The sequence below is a fragment of the Deltaproteobacteria bacterium genome, assembly GCA_013151235.1.
Lineage (GTDB): Bacteria > CG2-30-53-67 > CG2-30-53-67 > CG2-30-53-67 > CG2-30-53-67 > JAADIO01.
Window position 1 is genome coordinate 27,815 of record JAADIO010000055.1, and the last position, 16,576, is coordinate 44,390.

At 58.2% G+C, this 16,576-nt stretch carries 14 protein-coding genes; 4 read left to right on the forward strand and 10 right to left on the reverse strand.

The window, feature by feature from the left end; translation table 11 throughout:
* Positions 1-54: 54 nt before the first annotated feature.
* Complete coding sequence (locus GXP58_10280) at positions 55-471, reverse strand: hypothetical protein (protein ID NOY53984.1); 417 nt, start codon at positions 469-471, stop codon at positions 55-57.
* A gap of 672 nt (positions 472-1,143) precedes the next feature.
* Here GXP58_10280 and nagZ point away from each other — a divergent pair.
* On the forward strand, positions 1,144-2,220 hold the full coding sequence (gene nagZ, locus GXP58_10285; GenBank protein NOY53985.1) for a beta-N-acetylhexosaminidase: 1,077 nt from the start codon (positions 1,144-1,146) through the stop codon (positions 2,218-2,220).
* A 13-nt stretch (positions 2,221-2,233) separates the two neighbouring features.
* On the opposite strand, the gene GXP58_10290 is transcribed toward nagZ, so the two are convergent.
* A complete protein-coding gene (locus tag GXP58_10290; GenBank protein ID NOY53986.1) occupies positions 2,234-3,589 on the reverse strand; it encodes a glutamate--cysteine ligase in 1,356 nt (451 codons plus the stop codon).
* Between the two features lie 134 nt (positions 3,590-3,723).
* Between GXP58_10290 and gshB the strand changes: the two genes are divergently transcribed.
* Positions 3,724-4,692: a glutathione synthase gene (gene gshB, locus GXP58_10295; protein NOY53987.1), complete on the forward strand. Its 969-nt coding sequence runs from the start codon at positions 3,724-3,726 to the stop codon at positions 4,690-4,692.
* A gap of 24 nt (positions 4,693-4,716) precedes the next feature.
* On the opposite strand, the gene GXP58_10300 is transcribed toward gshB, so the two are convergent.
* Genes GXP58_10300 through nagA form a run of 4 tightly spaced genes read right to left on the reverse strand, consistent with a single transcriptional unit; the run spans position 4,717 to position 10,370 of the window.
* Positions 4,717-5,445: a gamma-glutamyl-gamma-aminobutyrate hydrolase family protein gene (locus GXP58_10300; GenBank protein ID NOY53988.1), complete on the reverse strand. Its 729-nt coding sequence runs from the start codon at positions 5,443-5,445 to the stop codon at positions 4,717-4,719.
* Positions 5,442-7,034 (reverse strand): D-aminoacylase, encoded by a 1,593-nt coding sequence (locus GXP58_10305; GenBank protein NOY53989.1) that lies wholly within the window; start codon positions 7,032-7,034, stop codon positions 5,442-5,444. Before GXP58_10305 ends, GXP58_10300 begins: the two co-directional genes overlap by 4 nt.
* Positions 7,035-9,167: a transglycosylase SLT domain-containing protein gene (locus GXP58_10310; GenBank protein NOY53990.1), complete on the reverse strand. Its 2,133-nt coding sequence runs from the start codon at positions 9,165-9,167 to the stop codon at positions 7,035-7,037.
* A gap of 15 nt (positions 9,168-9,182) precedes the next feature.
* Positions 9,183-10,370, reverse strand: a complete 1,188-nt coding sequence (gene nagA, locus GXP58_10315; protein NOY53991.1) for an N-acetylglucosamine-6-phosphate deacetylase — start codon at positions 10,368-10,370, stop codon at positions 9,183-9,185.
* A gap of 545 nt (positions 10,371-10,915) precedes the next feature.
* Here nagA and GXP58_10320 point away from each other — a divergent pair.
* Entirely contained in the window at positions 10,916-12,673 is a 1,758-nt protein-coding gene (locus tag GXP58_10320; GenBank protein ID NOY53992.1) for an aldehyde ferredoxin oxidoreductase, read from the forward strand.
* Complete coding sequence (locus GXP58_10325) at positions 12,658-13,809, forward strand: rRNA adenine dimethylase (GenBank protein ID NOY53993.1); 1,152 nt, start codon at positions 12,658-12,660, stop codon at positions 13,807-13,809. The genes GXP58_10320 and GXP58_10325 overlap by 16 nt, the downstream gene beginning before the upstream one ends.
* Positions 13,810-13,865: 56 nt before the next feature.
* On the opposite strand, the gene GXP58_10330 is transcribed toward GXP58_10325, so the two are convergent.
* The 4 genes from GXP58_10330 to GXP58_10345 all read right to left on the reverse strand — a co-directional run bounded on the left by GXP58_10330 (position 13,866) and on the right by GXP58_10345 (position 16,490).
* A complete protein-coding gene (locus tag GXP58_10330; protein NOY53994.1) occupies positions 13,866-15,044 on the reverse strand; it encodes a TraB/GumN family protein in 1,179 nt (392 codons plus the stop codon).
* Positions 15,004-15,708: a 3'-5' exonuclease domain-containing protein 2 gene (locus GXP58_10335; protein ID NOY53995.1), complete on the reverse strand. Its 705-nt coding sequence runs from the start codon at positions 15,706-15,708 to the stop codon at positions 15,004-15,006. Before GXP58_10335 ends, GXP58_10330 begins: the two co-directional genes overlap by 41 nt.
* Positions 15,709-15,889: 181 nt before the next feature.
* The gene (locus tag GXP58_10340) at positions 15,890-16,306 is read right to left on the reverse strand and encodes a type II toxin-antitoxin system VapC family toxin (protein NOY53996.1); all 417 of its coding nucleotides are present in this window, start codon (positions 16,304-16,306) and stop codon (positions 15,890-15,892) included.
* Positions 16,299-16,490, reverse strand: a complete 192-nt coding sequence (locus GXP58_10345; protein ID NOY53997.1) for a hypothetical protein — start codon at positions 16,488-16,490, stop codon at positions 16,299-16,301. The genes GXP58_10340 and GXP58_10345 overlap by 8 nt, the downstream gene beginning before the upstream one ends.
* Between the last annotated feature and the right edge of the window lie 86 nt (positions 16,491-16,576).

A 16,576-nucleotide genomic window follows, 5' to 3' on the forward strand; every position in this document is an offset into this window, starting at 1 on the left:
AACGAAGAGGAAAACGTCTTTTGGGGAAATTGTGAGAGGGCGGAAAAGATTCTTTCATGAGAGCGCCAACCGATATCCCAGAAGAGCCGAAAATAGAAGAACCACAAAAATGAGCGCATACAGAAGAGAGAGGGGCAAGGGACTCTTATCCGGATGGCCGAAGGCCAGGCTTTCCTTCTCCGCCCCGTCGAGTATTTCACAGGCGGGACATAGAGGACGCTCAGCAGAGGGAACTTCGCGTTCCAACAAATGCCCGCAGGCAATGCAGTAATGATACGGGGAAACAGATGGGGATGAAACCTGAGAGATTGCACCGGGAAGTCCCTTTCCAGCCCCCGACGTCTCCTTCTTCCGGAGCCGAATCCGAAGAACGGCGCCGCACTTCCGGCACTTTGCCCGGATCCCCTCTTCCGTCAGATACTCTTTCCTGACCCGGTACTCTTTCCCGCACTGTTTGCAATGTATACGCATTTTAACCACCTGCAAAATCCGAAAAGGGAGGGAAAAATGGTGTCATTATACTGAACTCATTGGACAAAGACAAACAAAAAGAAGGCCCAAATCCAGCGATAGAAAAGTTCGGAGCGTTTGTCGAAAAAGCTCGTTTTTAAACAGTAACCGTTGACGGGGGTCGGCACAAATCCGGACATCGATTTCCCTCTCATCTTGTAACCCTGTGTTTTCGTTCATTTTCTTTGCTCGTCCAAAGAAAACGAACCAAAAGAAAAGACGCCCCGGGTCACTGGATCCCGCTGACGCGGGATTCCCCTGCGCTTCTCGAAAGCCTGCCCTGAGCATGCCGAAGGGGAGAGGGGGGCTCGATAACATGCTCCGCATGGTCGCGCCGAAGGCGCGACACGATCTCGCCCTTTTCCCCTCTCCTTCTGCGATGCTCGGCTGCGTGACAGGGGGGATGCTCCCCCTCTGGGGGAGTCAGGTGCGCGGATCCCCCTTCTTGTTTCTTTTGTTTTACCTTACAGCTGTGTCGTTAACTCACCATAAACCTTAAAACCAAGAGGGGTTTTTTCCCGGGTGAAACTCCTATCGCTAATTTAGGGAAGGTTCCTCCCCGGGGGCTCCATAGTCAATGTTTTTCGGTTTTGATCTTCAAAGACGTTCATGGTATAAGGTTTCATGGACCGGATGCAACAGATCGGACAGCTCTTTGTCTGCGGTTTCGAAGGGATCCGCCCGAATGGGACGATCCTTCGGCTGATCCGGGAGTACGGGATCGGCGGGGTGATCCTCTTTTCCCGGAACATCGAAACACCCCGTCAGACGGCGGAACTGGTACAGGAACTCCAGGCAGCCGCCAAGATCCCCCTCTTCATCGGGATCGATCAAGAAGGGGGACGGGTCTCCCGGCTTCCCTCCCCTTTCACCCGGTTCCCTGGAAATGACGCCCTTGGACGGACCGCTTCCGGAAGACTGGCCTGCCGGTTCGGCCGCGCCGTGGGGAAGGAACTGGCTGTGGTGGGAATCAATCTCGACTTCGCCCCCGTCCTCGACATCAACACCCGTCCCGACAACCCGGTGATCGGAACCCGTGCCTTCGGCAGCGATCCGACGATCGTCTCGGACCTCGGCTGTGCCGTCATCGACGGACTGCAAAAGGAAATCATCGCCTGCGGCAAGCATTTCCCCGGCCACGGCGACACCTCTCTCGACTCGCACCTAACCCTCCCCGAAGTCCCTCACGGGATCGATCTCCTGCGCCGGCGGGAGCTGATCCCCTTCATCCGGGCCGTCGCCTGCGGTGTGGAATCAATCATGACGGCCCATGTCCTCTACCGGCCGATCGACCCGGATTATCCGGCCACACTTTCCCCCAAGATCGTGCAGGGAATCCTCCGCAAGGAACTCCATTTCAATGGGGTCGTCTTTTCCGATGACCTGGAGATGAAGGCCGTGGAGGATCATTTCGGGATCGAAACCTCGTCGATCCTTGCGCTGCAGGCCGGAGTCGATTCCCTCCTGATCTGCCATCATCCGGAGAAACAGGAAAAGGCGATCGAGGCGGTGACCCGCTCCGTGGAAGAGGGAGCGATTTCTCTTTCCCGGATCGAGGAATCGGCGGGACGGATCCTTGATCTCAAGAGACGTCGGCTGTCGCCGAAACCTTCGATCGACTTCACTGAAGCGGAAGAGACCGCGGGATGGCCGGAACACCGAAAACTGGCGGAAGAAATCGAGCGCCCGCAGGGTGGAAAAGGATCGTGAGGCCCGGCCCCATTCAGGCCGGGGAGACAAGAGACGACTGAAAGAAGGAACTCTCCTTGACCAGACGATGCAGGTCGTGACCGGACTGATCCCATTTTTCCAGAAGGACCTCCGCCGGGCACTTCCCCGCCCCCAGGATCAGCTCTTCGAGCGGCCCGAGCAGTTGGACCTCCTCGCCCAGCCGGGAAAGCCCCTCCCGTGCAATCCGTACCAGTTCCCGGGCCAGATCGAGAAGAAGCGTCCCCCGGATCTTTGCATGCAGCCCCAGGCGGCAGACCGATGCATGCAGTTGCCTCCGCTCCGAAAAGGACCAGTCCCGCACTAATTCCCAGGCAGCCTTCCGGGCGCCGTCATCATAGAGGATCCCCATCCAGAAGGCCGGCACCGTTATCACCATCCCCGGCGCCTGCCCGTCCACACCCCGGATCTCCAGGTACTGCTTCAGACGGACCTCCGGGAAGAGGGTACTCTGATGGAGATCCCAATCCTCCCGGATGGCATGAAAACCCTCAACCCCCTTTTTGAGATACTCTCCGAAAGGGATACCCTTCATCGGGATCCACTCCCCCTCCCGGATGATGAACAACATCGGCACTGCCAGCGCGTAGTGAAGATAATCCTCAAAGGCGGCGTCCTCCCCGAAGGCAAAAGGGAGGAGACCGCATCGGTCCGGATCGGTATGCATCCAGACATGCTCCCGCATCGTCATAAAACCGTTCGGCCGTCCGCCGGAAAGGGGGGAGTTGGCATACATGGCCGAGACGATGGAGGTGATCCCCATGGCCGTCCGGAACTTCTCCATGGCATCTTCCTCACTGGTGTAGTCGAGGTTGACCTGAACGGTGGCGGTCTCCTTCATCATGGTGTGCGCCAGGCGTCCCTGCTTTTCCAGGTAGGGCGCCATGATGCCGTAGCGGCACTTGTTCACAAAGGGGATCTCATCGGCCCGGCTCACGGGGTGCATCCCGGCGCCGATAAAATCGACGGCAAGGTCCTCCGTTACCCGGCGAAGCTGTGTCACGTATGAAGAGAGCTCATCCCGGACCCCGCCAAGACCGGGAGAAGGCTTCCCGGAGAGTTCGAGCTGCCCCCCCGGTTCGAGGGTGATGTTGGAGCCGTTCGCCCCGAGAAGACAGATCAGTTCCCCCCCTTCACACTGGGGACCCCACTGCGGTTCTTCCAGCAACCGGTCCAGGATGAGATGAACCCCCGGCACCCCGTTGTAGCCGACCGCACGAGCCGAATCCGGATCGACGCCGAGAAGTTCGAACTCTCCCCCGATGGAAAGACGGGCCGGATCCTTGCACCCCTCCCGAAAATAACGGGACAGGTCATCAAGAGTAATGCGTCGTGATTCAGTCACCACCATCGAGGTTCCTCCGGGGTTTGCCGTTGACGACAGCCCCGATCATTTGTTAAAGTTATTCAAAGTTCGTATTATAATTCTGAAAGGCCTCTCTGTCATCCGAAAAGAAAGCCTTCCTGTCATAACAAAGGAAGTCAATGGCGGCGCTGAAAATCGGCTTTATCATCGACCCCATAGAGACGATCCGCCCCGACGAGGACTCTACCTACCTCTTCATGCTGGAGGCACAACGCCGGGGGCACGAGATCTTCTACATGACCGTTCCCGACCTCTTCATGAAGGGAAACCGTCCGGGCGCCTCGGGCGTCCGGCTGGAAGTCTTCCGAGACAAAGAATACTACCGTCTCGGGAAAAAGAAGACCCTCGACCTGAACGGGTTCGACATTCTCTTCATGCGAAAGGACCCCCCCTTCAACCTCGAGTACTATACGGCTACGCTGATCCTGGAACGGGTCAATCCATCCACACTGGTCATCAACGACCCGAAGGGACTTCGAAACAACAATGAAAAAGCAAGTACGCTCCGTTTCCCCGGGCTGACCCCCGAAACACTGATTACCCATCGAATCGATCAGTTGCAGCGTTTCCTTGACGACGTGGGTGGTGAGATGATCGTCAAGTCCCTCTTTCGATCCTACGGAAGGGAGGTCCTCTACGTCAACCGGGAAGGGATGAACTGCAACACCCTGCTCGAGATGGCCACACGGGACGAGACCCGTTTCGTCATGGCCCAGCGCTACCTCTACGAGGCGGCCGACGGGGACAAGCGGATCATTCTGTTAAACGGCGAGCCGGTCGGCGCCGTCCTCTGGCTCCCGCCGGAGAAATACGGGGACAAGCCCCCCATCCGGACCCCCTGGCGGGAGGTCAAGACGGAACTGACGGAACGGGAACGGTTCGTCTGTGAGACCATCGCTCCCCACCTGAAAGAGAACGGCCTCTATTTTGCGGGAATCGATATGATCGGAGGCTACCTGACGGAGATCAATATCACCAGTCCCACATGCCTTCATGAAATCAACCGGCTCAACCATGTTCATCTCGAGGAAAAGGTGATTGATTTTGCGGAAGAGGAACAAAGGCGCAGGGCAGCATCCGGAAGATAGGCGGGGAACACCCCGTACGGGCCGTCACCCCGGCTGCATACTCCGGGCAGCCTCCCCGACCAGCGCCTTGATGATCTTTGCTTTTCCGTCTCCCTCCCCCGCGATCAATTCGGGGTGCCACTGCACCCCCAGGGCAAAGCGATGACGACCGCTTTCGATCCCCTCAACCACCCCGTCTTCGGCCCGGGCATTGACGATCAACCCTTCTCCCAGCTTCCGGACCGACTGGTGATGGGAACTGTTGACAGGGAGCCGGGGCCTTCCGACGATGGATGAGAGGAGCGTACCGGAAACCACTTCAATCGTATGGAGCGGGTCTTGCTCCTTCTTCCTTTCATGGTTCATCGCACCTGCAACCTGTTCGAGAATATCCTGATAGAGACTCCCCCCGAAAAGAACGTTCAAGAGCTGTTCGCCGCCGCAGATCCCGAGGAGGGGAAGATCCGCCACCAGCGCCAGCCGGGTGATCTCCATCTCAAAGGCGGTCCGTCGATCCTTGACCTTCCCTTCGGTGACCGACCAGACTTCTCCGTAGAGAACGGGATCGATATCGAAGGCGCCGCCGGTGACGATCAGGCCGTCGATCCGGTCGACCAGGCGGGGGACCTCCCCGGTGGAGACATAAGGAAGGATCAGGGGAATCCCGCCGGCCTCTTCCACGGCCGTCACATACCGCTCGTAGAGAAAGTATCCTCCTGCCTTCTTTTCTCCCCGCTCCTCAAAATCGGGGGTGATCCCGATGGCCGGTTTCATGGAGCTCGTCTCTCTTTCCGGAGGATCCTTCCCGGCCGCGCCCCGGTATGGCGACCCTCCTCCACCACGACCGTTCCGTTGACCCAGACGCGTTCGATCCCCCGGGGGGGTTGTTTCGGATCTTCGTAGGTGGCCGGATCTTCGATCCGGTCCGGGTCGAAGAGGACCAGGTCCGCGGCAAGCCTTTCCCGGATCCGTCCCCGACCGCGGACACCGACTCTTTCCAACGGCTGGGAGGTCATCTTCCGCACCGCCTCCTCCAGGGTGAGGAGCCCCTCCTCACGGACGAACTGCTGCAGGACCCTCGGGCAGGTGCCGTAAGCGCGGGGATGGGGGTTTCCCTCTCCGAGAGGACCGTCAAAGGCCTTGGCGCCGCTGTCGGAGCCGATCATGACATAGGGTTTCTTCAGGATTCGGCGGAGGTTGTCCGGACTCATGGTAAAGTAGATGGCATCGACCATGTTCCGTTCGGCAATGAGAAGATCGGCGACGAAATCGATCGGCGCCTTCCCCTCCGTTTCGGCACATTCCAGAACACGCCGCGCCACAAAATGCTCATGCTCCGGACGGGTCACGGCACAGATCATGATGTTGGCAAAATAGTCCGGCTCGGGATGTTCCCGGAGGATCTCTTCGGCCATCCGTGACCGTTCGGTCCGCTCGGCAAGCCGTGCCAGGAGCCGCTCCACACCCCCCTCAAAGGTCCAGTCGGGAAGGACCGCGGAGAGCCCCGTGTTGGAGGCCGTATAGGGATAGCGGTCACAGGCGACATCGATACCGCGGCGGCGGGCAGACTCGATGCGGTCAAACACCTCCTCCAGTTTTCCCCAGTTCTTCCGTCCCGAGGTCTTCAGATGAGAGATCTGCAGGGGGACTCCGGACCGGCCGGCGACGGCAATTACCTCGTCGATCGCCTCCAAGAGCCGGTTTCCCTCACTTCGCATATGAACGGCAAAGATCCCTCCTTTTTCGGCAACCGCCTTGCACAGGGTCACCAGTTCATCGGCATCCGCAAAACAGGCCGGCGGATAAATCAATCCCGTGGAGAGGCCCAGCGCCCCCTCCTCCACGGCCCGGCAAAGAGTCGAGATCATGGTCTTCCGTTCTTCCGGCGAGGGTGCCCGGTTACTTCCGTACATTGCGGAAGAACGGATCGTATTGTGCCCGGCGAGGAGCCCGAAGTTAACCGACATCCCGGTCTCGGAAAGATGACGATAATAGTCGCCCACCCCTTCCCAGGGGAGCGAGAGGCCGAAGAGGTCGCGGTAGGTCTTGATGCGCTCCTCCCGGATCCGTCCGAAGATCGGCGCCGCCGAATAACCGCAGTTTCCACCGATCTCCGTCGTCACCCCCTGCAGGACCTTGCCTTCCGCCCGGGGGCCGATCAATAGATAATAATCGGAATGGGAATGGATATCGACGAACCCGGGGGCCGCAGCAAGGCCCGTCCCGTCGATCTCCCGCTTCCCCTTTGCGGGGCAGTGGGGCCCTACGAAGGCAAACCGCTCCCCTTCGACCCCCAGATCCCCGACAAAGGAAGGATCACCGCTGCCGTCCACGATCCGCACATTTCGAATGACATAATCCATTTATTCATCCCGGTAAAGACGTTTATAATTTTCCAGGTTCCGCAATACCCGCTTCACATACCCCCGGGTCTCCCGGAAGGGGATCGACTCGATCCGCTCATCCACATCAAGGTCCTTGGTCTTCTCCCACCAACGGTCGGAAGGGCGTTCACCGGCATTGTAGCTTGAGAAAACCCGGACCAGGTCACCGCCGGACCGTTGAATGAGGTTGTTCAGATACCGGACACCAAAGGCAATATTGGTCTCCGGATCGAGAAGAGACTCCGGGGTAAAGGTTTCCACCCCGAGATCCCGGGCAATCAATTCACCGGTCGGAGGGATGATCTGCATCAGCCCGCGGGCATCCGAAAGAGAGATGCTGTCCACCTGATAAAGACTCTCCTGCCGCATCACCGCCAGGACCAGGAAGGGATCGATCCCATACCGGCCCGATTCTCTCCGGACCGTCTCCCAGAAGGCGCGGGGGTAGAGATACCTTTTGAAGAAGGGAGAATCTCCGCCGTTGACTGCGCTGTAATGATTCGTACTAACCCGGTACATCCAGCGGACGGCGTCGTAGAAATTGCCGCTCCGCTCGTAGAGATCCCCCACGTAACAGAGGTTCTTGTCCTTCTTTTCCAGAAGGTCCGCGACGGCGCGGATCTCCTCACGGGCCGCATCGGAAAAGCCGATCCGGATCAACTCTTCGGCATGGTCACGGTAATCGGCAAGGGGGGTGCCTTCCGCTGCTGCGGGTGGAGTGCGGTCACAGTCGGGGTCGTCCGACTCCGGCGAATCGGCAACAAGGTTCCAGGAGTATGTCAGTCGTTTGCGGGCCATCACGCCGTAAAAGTCCCAACCGAACTCCTTCGCAAGGCGCCGATAGATCGCCCGTGCTTTTTCAATCTCCTTTAACCGCTCCCTGCATCTTCCTTTCCAGTAAAGGGCGCCGGCATTGATCTTGGAGTCGGGATAGCGGTCCATACAGAAATCGAATGCGGCTTCCGCCTTCCGATACTTTCCCGCACGGTATTCCATCCAGCCGATTCGCCAGGCCCCTTTGGACGCAAGATCATTTTGCGGAGTCTTTTTCCCGATCCGGAGATAATACTCCCGGGCCTTCGAAATATTGCGACCGGCCTCATAAATCCGTCCCATGGCATAGAGCGCCCTGACGGTCCACTTACTCTTCGGATAATGCTTCAGAAGACGCTGAAACAGATGCCGGGCGGAACGGTCCTCATTCTTATTCCAAAAGGAATTGCCGAGCCAATACAAGGCCTCGGACCGGATCGATGCCGCCCCGGCCTCGCGGGCAACCCGCTTCAGCAGTTTTCTCCCTTCCGGCAGGTCTCCCTCCTTGATCCAGGCCCGCCCTTTCAGGAGAAGCGCCTGGTCGGTGGGAATCCCCTTCGGATAGAGCTTCACCATCTCATGACAGTTTTCGATAACCCCGGGAAACTTCAGAGCCCGGAAGAGTTCCCGGATCCGGGTGAGATACAATTTTGCATCAGGAGATTTCGGAGGACTCTTCAGGCGTCCGGCAATCGACTCCCGGCGGCGGTCCGCCTCTTTCCCTTCCTCCGTGGCCGGGGATTGAAAAGCAAGGTGAAGATAGAGATCGTAGGCTTTCGCCCAGTCTTCCCGCCCCGCAGCGACCTCTCCCGCCAGCAGAGCGATCTTCCGGGCCAACTCCCCGGAGAGTTTCATCGACTGCAATTTCCGAAGAGCCGAAGCCGCCGGGCCGAACCGCCCGGATGCGATCAGAGACTTTATCTCTTCGATTCGTACACGTTCCAGGAGAAGACTCTCCGGATACTCTTTGAGAAACTGTTCCTCATGACGAAGGGCCGTCGCCGGATCGCCCGATTCATTCTCCGCCCGAATCCGGTAGTAGAGGAGATAATCGTCCAGGATGTAATCAACACCGTCCAGCTTGTCGAGTTCGAGCCGGGCAATGAGGGAGTTCCCGTTTTTCAGGGCCATGACCCCGCTCACGAAGGTTTTGCGGATCCGTGACAGTGCCTCCCTGCCGGTCTGCTCCGTCCCCTTTTCCCGGGCCGAAAGCGGCCCGTCCGGAAACGGCAGGGCAAACCCGATCAAAAGGAGCAGCAGAAGCCGGACGGTCCATCCTCTATTTCGATTCCACATCATCTTCCCCGATCTTCTCTATCTTCTTCGCTCCACTTCCACACCGCCGATCAGGACCCGTTCAACCTCGAGGGTCCCGGACAGGACGACCACATCGGCATCACCGCCCGGCAGGAGTTCCCCTTTCCCTTCGGAAAGTCCCAGGAGACGGGCCGGCGCAAGGGTCATCATGGAAAGGGCTTCCGCTAGGGGAATGCCGATCTTTTCAACGAGATGGCGGAATGCATCCGCAAGAGTGATCCGGCTCCCGGCAAGATTGCCCGAGGCGTTCACCGCCGCGCCCTGCCGGATCGTCACCTCCTCGCCCCCCATCCGGAAACTCCCCTCCCCTTTCCCGCTCAGGGGAACGGCATCGGAAACTCCGATCATCCCCCCGGCCCCTTTCAACCGATGAATCATCCGGAGGGTAGCCTCGTGCAAATGGCGGCCGTCGGCGATCACTTCCACCGTCACCCCGGGATCAAGAAGGGCAGCCACGGCACAACCGGGATTCCGGTGATGAAACCCCGTCATCGCATTAAAGAGATGGGTTACATGACGAACCCCGGCGTCAAAGGCGGCCTGCGCCTCTTCAAAGGAGGCCCCGCTGTGTCCGAGCACCGGAAGGATTCCGGCATCTAAAATCTCCGAAACGGCCTTCATGCCGCCTTGGATCTCCGGAGCGATCGTCATCAGGCGGATTCTTCCGCTGGCGGCCTCCTGCAATGCCCGCACGGCCCCGGGTCGTGGTTTTGCCAACCCATCTTTTCCGAGGGCGCCCGCCCTCTGCGGATTGAGGTAGGGACCTTCCAGATTGAAACCGGGGAGATAGGGTAACGGCCCATCTCCGGTTCCGGGATATCCGGAGGCAAGACAGGCAAGGGTCTCCTCCAGTTCCGGCAAAGGGAGGGGACGGACCGTCGGCAGAAGCGACGTCGTACCGTGCAGGGCGTGATACCGGGCCGCCCCGGTCCATCCGCCGGCATCGTTGAAGTCGAAACCACCCCCGCCATGTACATGCAGATCAACAAAACCGGGGACCATGATCTTCCCCGTGCAGTCGATCCGGGTCGCACCGGGAGGGACCGGAAGGTTCGCGGCCTCCCCCAGGGCGGCAATCTTCCCCTTCTCCACGAGAAGCGCCCCGTCAGGGATCACATCCAGGGGGGTCAGGATCTTCCCATGGGTCAAAACAAGGGTCTTCTCCGCCTTTTCGATCCGTCCCATAGGAGTCATCCATGATGATTTTAAGGAAGAATTCCGTTCTTTAAAATTATCACAAAATAGATGTTTTATAAAGGAACATCTGGATTTAAAGAAAAGCATAAGGCGAAAAACTTTCACCACGGAGACCACGGAGAAAAACCAAGGGCAAGGGCAGCACCACAGAAAAACAGAGTAAAACAAACGTCAAAAACGAAGAGCATTCACCATGAAGGTCATGAAGGACATAAAGAAACCAAAGCCGAATGTTCTTCATGCACTGCATGGTGATTGTCTTTGAATCTGTCCTGCTTGGCGGCCTGCGTTCTTTGCGAGAGGCAGGTGTTGGTTTTGCCCCTGTCATTGTTTTTTGATTTCCCCGTGACTCCCCGTGTTCCCCGTGGTGCATTGCTTTTATTCTTTGCCTTTGCCATGTCCCGCTTCTCTCTGTGGTCTCTGTGAGCTCCGTGGTGAATTGCTATTGACCTTATTGTTTTTGATCTTAGGGAAAATTCGGGTATAATGACTCAACATCCAGGGCCATCGAAAATCAAACAAACGAGATCCCCATGGACGGCTGGACCGGCAAAATCCTTCATATCGACCTGACCCGCAGGACCCATTCCGTCGAACGGCCCTCTCCCGCACTCTATGAAACATGGATCGGCGGGAAGGGACTGGCCGGACATTATCTGGCACCGCATATCACGGAAAAATGGGACACCCCCTCCATGCCGCTTCTCTTCTTCACCGGCCCCCTCGTCGGCACCCCTTCCCCCACATCGGGCCGGATGACCATCATGTCCCGTTCCCCCCTGACCGGCACCGTGGGCGACGCCTCGGTCGGAGGCAGGCTCGGAACAACGATCAAGCAGGCCGGGTGGGACGGGATCGTCATCACCGGGAAAAGCAGCGCTCTCTGCGGAATCGTGATCGGGGATGATGAGAAGATCACTTTCACCGATGCGGAGAAATACCGGGGGATGGAGACGGGAAAGATCTTCGCCGCCCTGGGGAAAGAAGGCGGTTCGGCCGTGACCGGCCCGGCGGCGGAATCAGGCGTCCTCTTCGCGAACATCGTTGTGGACCGACGCTACTTCGCCGGCCGGAGCGGGCTCGGCCTCGTCATGGCCGCCAAGAATCTTAAGTATCTTCATGTCACGGGAACGGGGAAGAACTCCCTTTTCGACCGGGAAGAGGTGATGCACGCACGGGAGGAGATCCTCCGCCTCGCCGCCGCCTCACCGATCCTGCAGGGCGAGTTCGGGATCACCCGTTTCGGAACCGGCGCCCTCTACGACCTGATGCACAACCGGCGGATGATGCCGACCCGGAATTTCCGGGCGACCCGCTTTGAAAATGCCGGGAAGATGAACGCCTGGCACTACCGGGAACGCTACGGCTACAGGAAGACCGGCTGCCGGGGGTGCCATATCCTCTGCAAGAAGAACAACCGGAAGGGGGAGGAACTTCCCGAGTTCGAGACCATGTCCCACTTCAGCGCCCTCATCGACAATCACGACCTCGACACAGTGGTGGAGGCGAACCGGACCTGCAACGAGACGGGAATGGACACGATCACCGCCGCAGCGACCCTCGCTTGTTATGCCGAGATCGAAGATGTGACCCTGACACCCTCCGGGATTATCGACCTGCTCCGGGAAACGGCCGCCGCCCGCGGCATCGGAGCGGAACTGGCGCAGGGCTCCTTCCGCTATGCAAAAACACGGGGAAGAGCGGAGTGTGCCATGACCGTCAAGGGCTCGGAACTCCCCGCCTACGACCCGCGGGGGGTCTACGGCATGGCGCTGGCCTACGCCACCTCGACCCGGGGGGGCTGCCACCTCCGGGCCTACCCCATCTCCTACGAAATTCTTCGAAAACCGGTCGCCATGGACCGCTTCGATACGAGCGGCAAGGCCAGGGTGATCAAGATCAGTGAAGATCAGAACGCCGTGATCGATTCCCTCACGGCCTGCAAGTTCCTCTTCTTCGCCGCCTCCCTCGAAGAATATGCCCGGGCGCTCTCCGGCGTCACAGGGATCCCGACCACCGCCCAGGACCTGCTGAAAGTCGGGGAGCGGATCTACTACCATGAACGGCTGATGAATGCAGCGAACGGCTTCACCGCCGACGACGACGATCTCCCCCGCCGTTTCTTTACGGAAGGGGGGACCGGAGGCGAAGGGATGACCATTCCCCCCATCGACCGGGAAGCCTTTCTTCATACCCGGTCCAACTACTACCGGATCCGGGGACTCGATAAGAAGGGGTGTCCCACACGGGAAAAGTGTGAAGAGCTGGGAATCGAATGGAAAAACTGGTAAAAAAATATGCGATGAAACTGGTCGAGCAGGGGCTGGCCGAACCGGGCGCTCCCCTCGTGGGAGGCCTCGATGCGGAGGTGGTCTGGAACCGGGACGACCCCCTCTGCTCGCTCTTAGAAGAGGTCTTCGACCGGCTCAACATCCAAAGCCTCATCTTCACAAGGCCGGCAGAGCCCTACTTCTCAATCCTGAACCACCTCTCGGAGCGCACGGACGACGCCATCCATCCCGAGGACTGCGAAACCCGAACCTTCCTGCACGACATCCCGGTAGCGCGTAAGCTGACCGCCGGAAGGATTATCGAAGCACTGAAGAAAAGGAAGAGCCTCTACGTTAGAGGGGAGGGGATCGTCACCTTCGGAACGGTCAGTCCGGAGCAAGCCTTCGTCACCTGCAGCTCGGTCTGCTTTGCCGGGTTCGTAAAGTTTTTTCTCGACTACTGCAACGGCCGGAGGGATCCCCGCGCGGAGGCGGTCTTTCAACGGGCCTTCGCCGCTTACAGGGACTTCGTCACCACCCTGCCGGAAGGAAAGCCGCTCCATAAAGGTCCCTATCATAACCCGCAAGAGGTCATCGATGCAATGATCGAAGCGGGCAAGCGGACCATCAACTCCCGCATGGTCGACTCCTACTTCGGGAACATCTCCTATCGGTTGAACGGTACGATCTATATCAGCCGGACGGCAAGCTCCCTGGACGAGCTCGCCGGCTGCATCGACGCCTGCCCCATGGATGGTTCCTCCTGCGCGGGGATCACCGCCTCCAGCGAATACACCGCCCACAAAGAGATCCTCGAGAATACGGACAACCGGGCCATCCTCCACGGCCACCCGAAGTTCTCCGTCATCCTCTCCATGATCTGCGACAAGAAGGACTGCAATCGGAAAGACCGATGCCACATCGCCTGTCCGGAGAAACGGTTCGTCCGGAACATCCCGATCGTTCCCGGCGAAGTCGGCACCGGACCGACGGGACTCTGCCGCACCCTCCCCCCGGCCATCCGGGGAAACAGGGGCGCCCTCGTTTACGGCCACGGGATTTTTACCGTCGGCAGGGAGGACTTCCGTGAGGCCTTCGCGAATCTACTGCAGATCGAACGGATGTGCATGGAAGAGTATGAAAAACATTTGGGATGATTGCTTTTCTTCAAGGCCTTCATGGACTTCATGGTGAAGCTTTGCCCCTTTGATCTTTAAAAGGTCCGCGCGGCAATCCAGCCCCCGGCGATGAAGGTCCCGATGGCACTTCCCAGGTTGGCGAGGACCACGACCAGCAGGATCCGGCTGACCGGATTCGTCCAGAATCCACGGACGGTGGTAATGGCATCGGGCAGGTCTTCAAGATCCTTGACGGTCGGTTTCTTGACCCAGGCCTGTACCAACCCGGCGACCCAGCCGGCGGCGATCATCGGATTGAGACTGGTGATCGGCGCGCCGAAAAAGGCGGAGGCAATTGTCAGGGGGTGGGCGAAGGCCGCCGCCGCACCGAGGGCGGAGAGAACCCCGTTGACAAGAAACCAGATATAGACCGACTCCATGGAGTGGGTAGCCCCCCCTTTGAAGAAACCGAAGACGAGCAGGAAGATGATCAGCAGAGGAATCCCCCACTTCAGCAGGGTCGGGACCACCGATTTCGGCGGGGTCTCCATCAGCGGCTCCAACGGTTCATCCCGGTGGATATGCTCCTCGATCCCGGGCACGTGGGCAGCGCCGATCACGGCGACGATCTTTTCGCCGGGGGCACGGCGGATCTTTTGTGCGAGATAGATGTCCCGCTCATCGAGGAGCCTTTTTTTGACCTCGGGAAAGGCTTCGGCGAATTCCTTCAGGACGCTTTCAAGCTGATCCCCCTTTTTCATCTCTTCGATCATCTCAGCGTCCACATCTTCCGTGGTGAAGAGGCTCCCCACGAGGTGGACCATCATCTTCAGCTTATTCCAGAGACCGAGATACCCCCAGACACGCTTCAGGGTCATCTGTATATCCCGGTCCGCCAGGACCAGTTCCGCACCGTGGGCCTCGGCCTGACGGATCCCCTCGATCATCTCTGCGCCCGGCTGAACCCCCAACTGCTCCCCGAGCCGCCGGTAGAACGAGGAGAGGATCAATTGCGTCAGCAGGAAGAGGGCCTTCTTTTCACGGATGACCTTGAAGATGTTCATCTGTTTCCAGGCATCCCGCTGGATGATGGCCTTGTACCTCGCCTCACAGAGTTCCACGCAGACCGTATCGGGTTGAAGAACTTCCACCGTTGTGCGGACATCCTCCACACTCTCTTTCGAAAGGTGGGCCGTCCCGATCAGATAGACTTCCCTGCCGTCCACCCGGACCTTACGGACACGGGCGGGAAGGGAGATTTCCGTTGTTTCCATTCCCGGATTTCCTTTTCTTCTGCAATTTTTTCATATGGAGATAGAGTTCCCGGCTGACCCAGGCATCCATGGCCGCATATCCCACCTGGGCGGGAACCAACACATCACGGGCCCAGTTGGAACACTGAGACTTCTTGGAGATCCGAAATCCGAGGAGGACCGCAGAAAGTCCCCGTAGACCGTGGTTCTTGATCTCCATCTCCCGGGCCATCGTCCCCAGATCGACGAAACCGGCCGCCCTGAACGGTCCCAGCTCCTTGAGTTTCCGGATGTCATCGTCCAGGGCCGCACCCGCCTTGATAATCTGCGGGGAGGAGAGGATCTCCCGAAGTGGACGGGGGAATTTCAGGTGTCGAAGCTGGAAGAGGTAGACACTCCTCCGGCCGGCCAGTTGAATGAGAGAAGGTGGATAGGACTCCCCCTTCTTGAAGGAAGGCCGTGATTCCGTATCGAAACCGAGGACCTTCTCACTCCGGAGCCGTTCCAGAGCCTCACCCATCTCCTCACGGGAACGGATCACCCGGACGGTCCGCTCAAAACGGCGGATCGGCAGGGCGTTGATCTCCTCCCGGGTCATACGCCGGTCGAAACCGGGCCGGCCTGTTGACTCATCCGGCTTGTCCCCCCGCCGGACCGTTCCCGATTGAGTTCGCTCCTCGTGCATCATTGTCCTTTTACCGGACGTTCCACACCCGTACAAAAACCTCCGGATCGGTCATCGTTCACAAATCTCACAAGTGACGTCAACAAGCTGCATCCATATCGACATCCACGCCGGGAACATCCAAGGGAGAATTTTTCGGTGCAGTCGGTCTCATGATATACTTCATCTCACCTGCGAACGGTTAAGGCGAGCTGAATTGTGCTCCCGTAATTTTGCGTATGGCAAGAAAATCTTTGCGGTTTTCAGTAATGATTATTGCACCGATACTCAACGCACTTAACGCAATCAATACATCGTGCGACAAGCTGACGGATTTTTTTAAATCGTAACCTTGTTTTGTCCTGAGTTCGTCCAGCACACGCCCCGCTTTCGGGAACAAGATCTTTGCAGGGACAAGAACACGGCGGGTCTTCTCAAAAATAGCATAGAGGCGATCTACGCCTTCCCTGTTCTTCTTTGAATTGGCCCCGGCATAGAGTTCCATCGCAACAACAGAACTCAGATATCGGACCAGACCAGGCCCAAACAGCAATTTACTGTGCTTTCTTTCCCGAAACCAGTCAATCAGGATGTTCGTGTCAGGGACAACCTTAATCATAGACCTTTTCAATCTCAAGCCGGCCGGCGAGCTTTTTCAAAACCATATCAATCTCACTATCTGCAATCACCTGACTCAAAGCCTTATCCACTGCATCGGTATCCGTTTTCGCCCCAAGAATTTTCCGGACCTTATCGATCTTCTCCTGGTCCAGTTTCAAATGCTTTCCTTTGATCGTCGGCATTCAGAGAACTCCCTTCATGAGATATGTTCAGAAGAACGTTATCAGAGATCATGTACATTGTCAATAAATTCGTGTACACAAAAATA

What these genes read in the sequence shown, in the direction of transcription:
- gshB (NOY53987.1), top strand. Translation starts at nt 3,724, where the DNA reads ATGGCGGCGCTGAAAATCGGCTTTATCATCGACCCCATAGAGACGATC.
- nagA (NOY53991.1), bottom strand. Translation starts at nt 10,370, where the DNA reads ATGGGACGGATCGAAAAGGCGGAGAAGACCCTTGTTTTGACCCATGGG.
- GXP58_10325 (NOY53993.1), top strand. Translation starts at nt 12,658, where the DNA reads ATGGAAAAACTGGTAAAAAAATATGCGATGAAACTGGTCGAGCAGGGG.
- GXP58_10310 (NOY53990.1), bottom strand. Translation starts at nt 9,167, where the DNA reads ATGATGTGGAATCGAAATAGAGGATGGACCGTCCGGCTTCTGCTGCTC.
- GXP58_10345 (NOY53997.1), bottom strand. Translation starts at nt 16,490, where the DNA reads ATGCCGACGATCAAAGGAAAGCATTTGAAACTGGACCAGGAGAAGATC.
- GXP58_10300 (NOY53988.1), bottom strand. Translation starts at nt 5,445, where the DNA reads ATGAAACCGGCCATCGGGATCACCCCCGATTTTGAGGAGCGGGGAGAA.
- GXP58_10330 (NOY53994.1), bottom strand. Translation starts at nt 15,044, where the DNA reads ATGGAAACAACGGAAATCTCCCTTCCCGCCCGTGTCCGTAAGGTCCGG.
- GXP58_10290 (NOY53986.1), bottom strand. Translation starts at nt 3,589, where the DNA reads ATGGTGGTGACTGAATCACGACGCATTACTCTTGATGACCTGTCCCGT.
- GXP58_10335 (NOY53995.1), bottom strand. Translation starts at nt 15,708, where the DNA reads ATGCACGAGGAGCGAACTCAATCGGGAACGGTCCGGCGGGGGGACAAG.
- nagZ (NOY53985.1), top strand. Translation starts at nt 1,144, where the DNA reads ATGCAACAGATCGGACAGCTCTTTGTCTGCGGTTTCGAAGGGATCCGC.
- GXP58_10280 (NOY53984.1), bottom strand. Translation starts at nt 471, where the DNA reads ATGCGTATACATTGCAAACAGTGCGGGAAAGAGTACCGGGTCAGGAAA.
- GXP58_10320 (NOY53992.1), top strand. Translation starts at nt 10,916, where the DNA reads ATGGACGGCTGGACCGGCAAAATCCTTCATATCGACCTGACCCGCAGG.
- GXP58_10340 (NOY53996.1), bottom strand. Translation starts at nt 16,306, where the DNA reads ATGATTAAGGTTGTCCCTGACACGAACATCCTGATTGACTGGTTTCGG.
- GXP58_10305 (NOY53989.1), bottom strand. Translation starts at nt 7,034, where the DNA reads ATGGATTATGTCATTCGAAATGTGCGGATCGTGGACGGCAGCGGTGAT.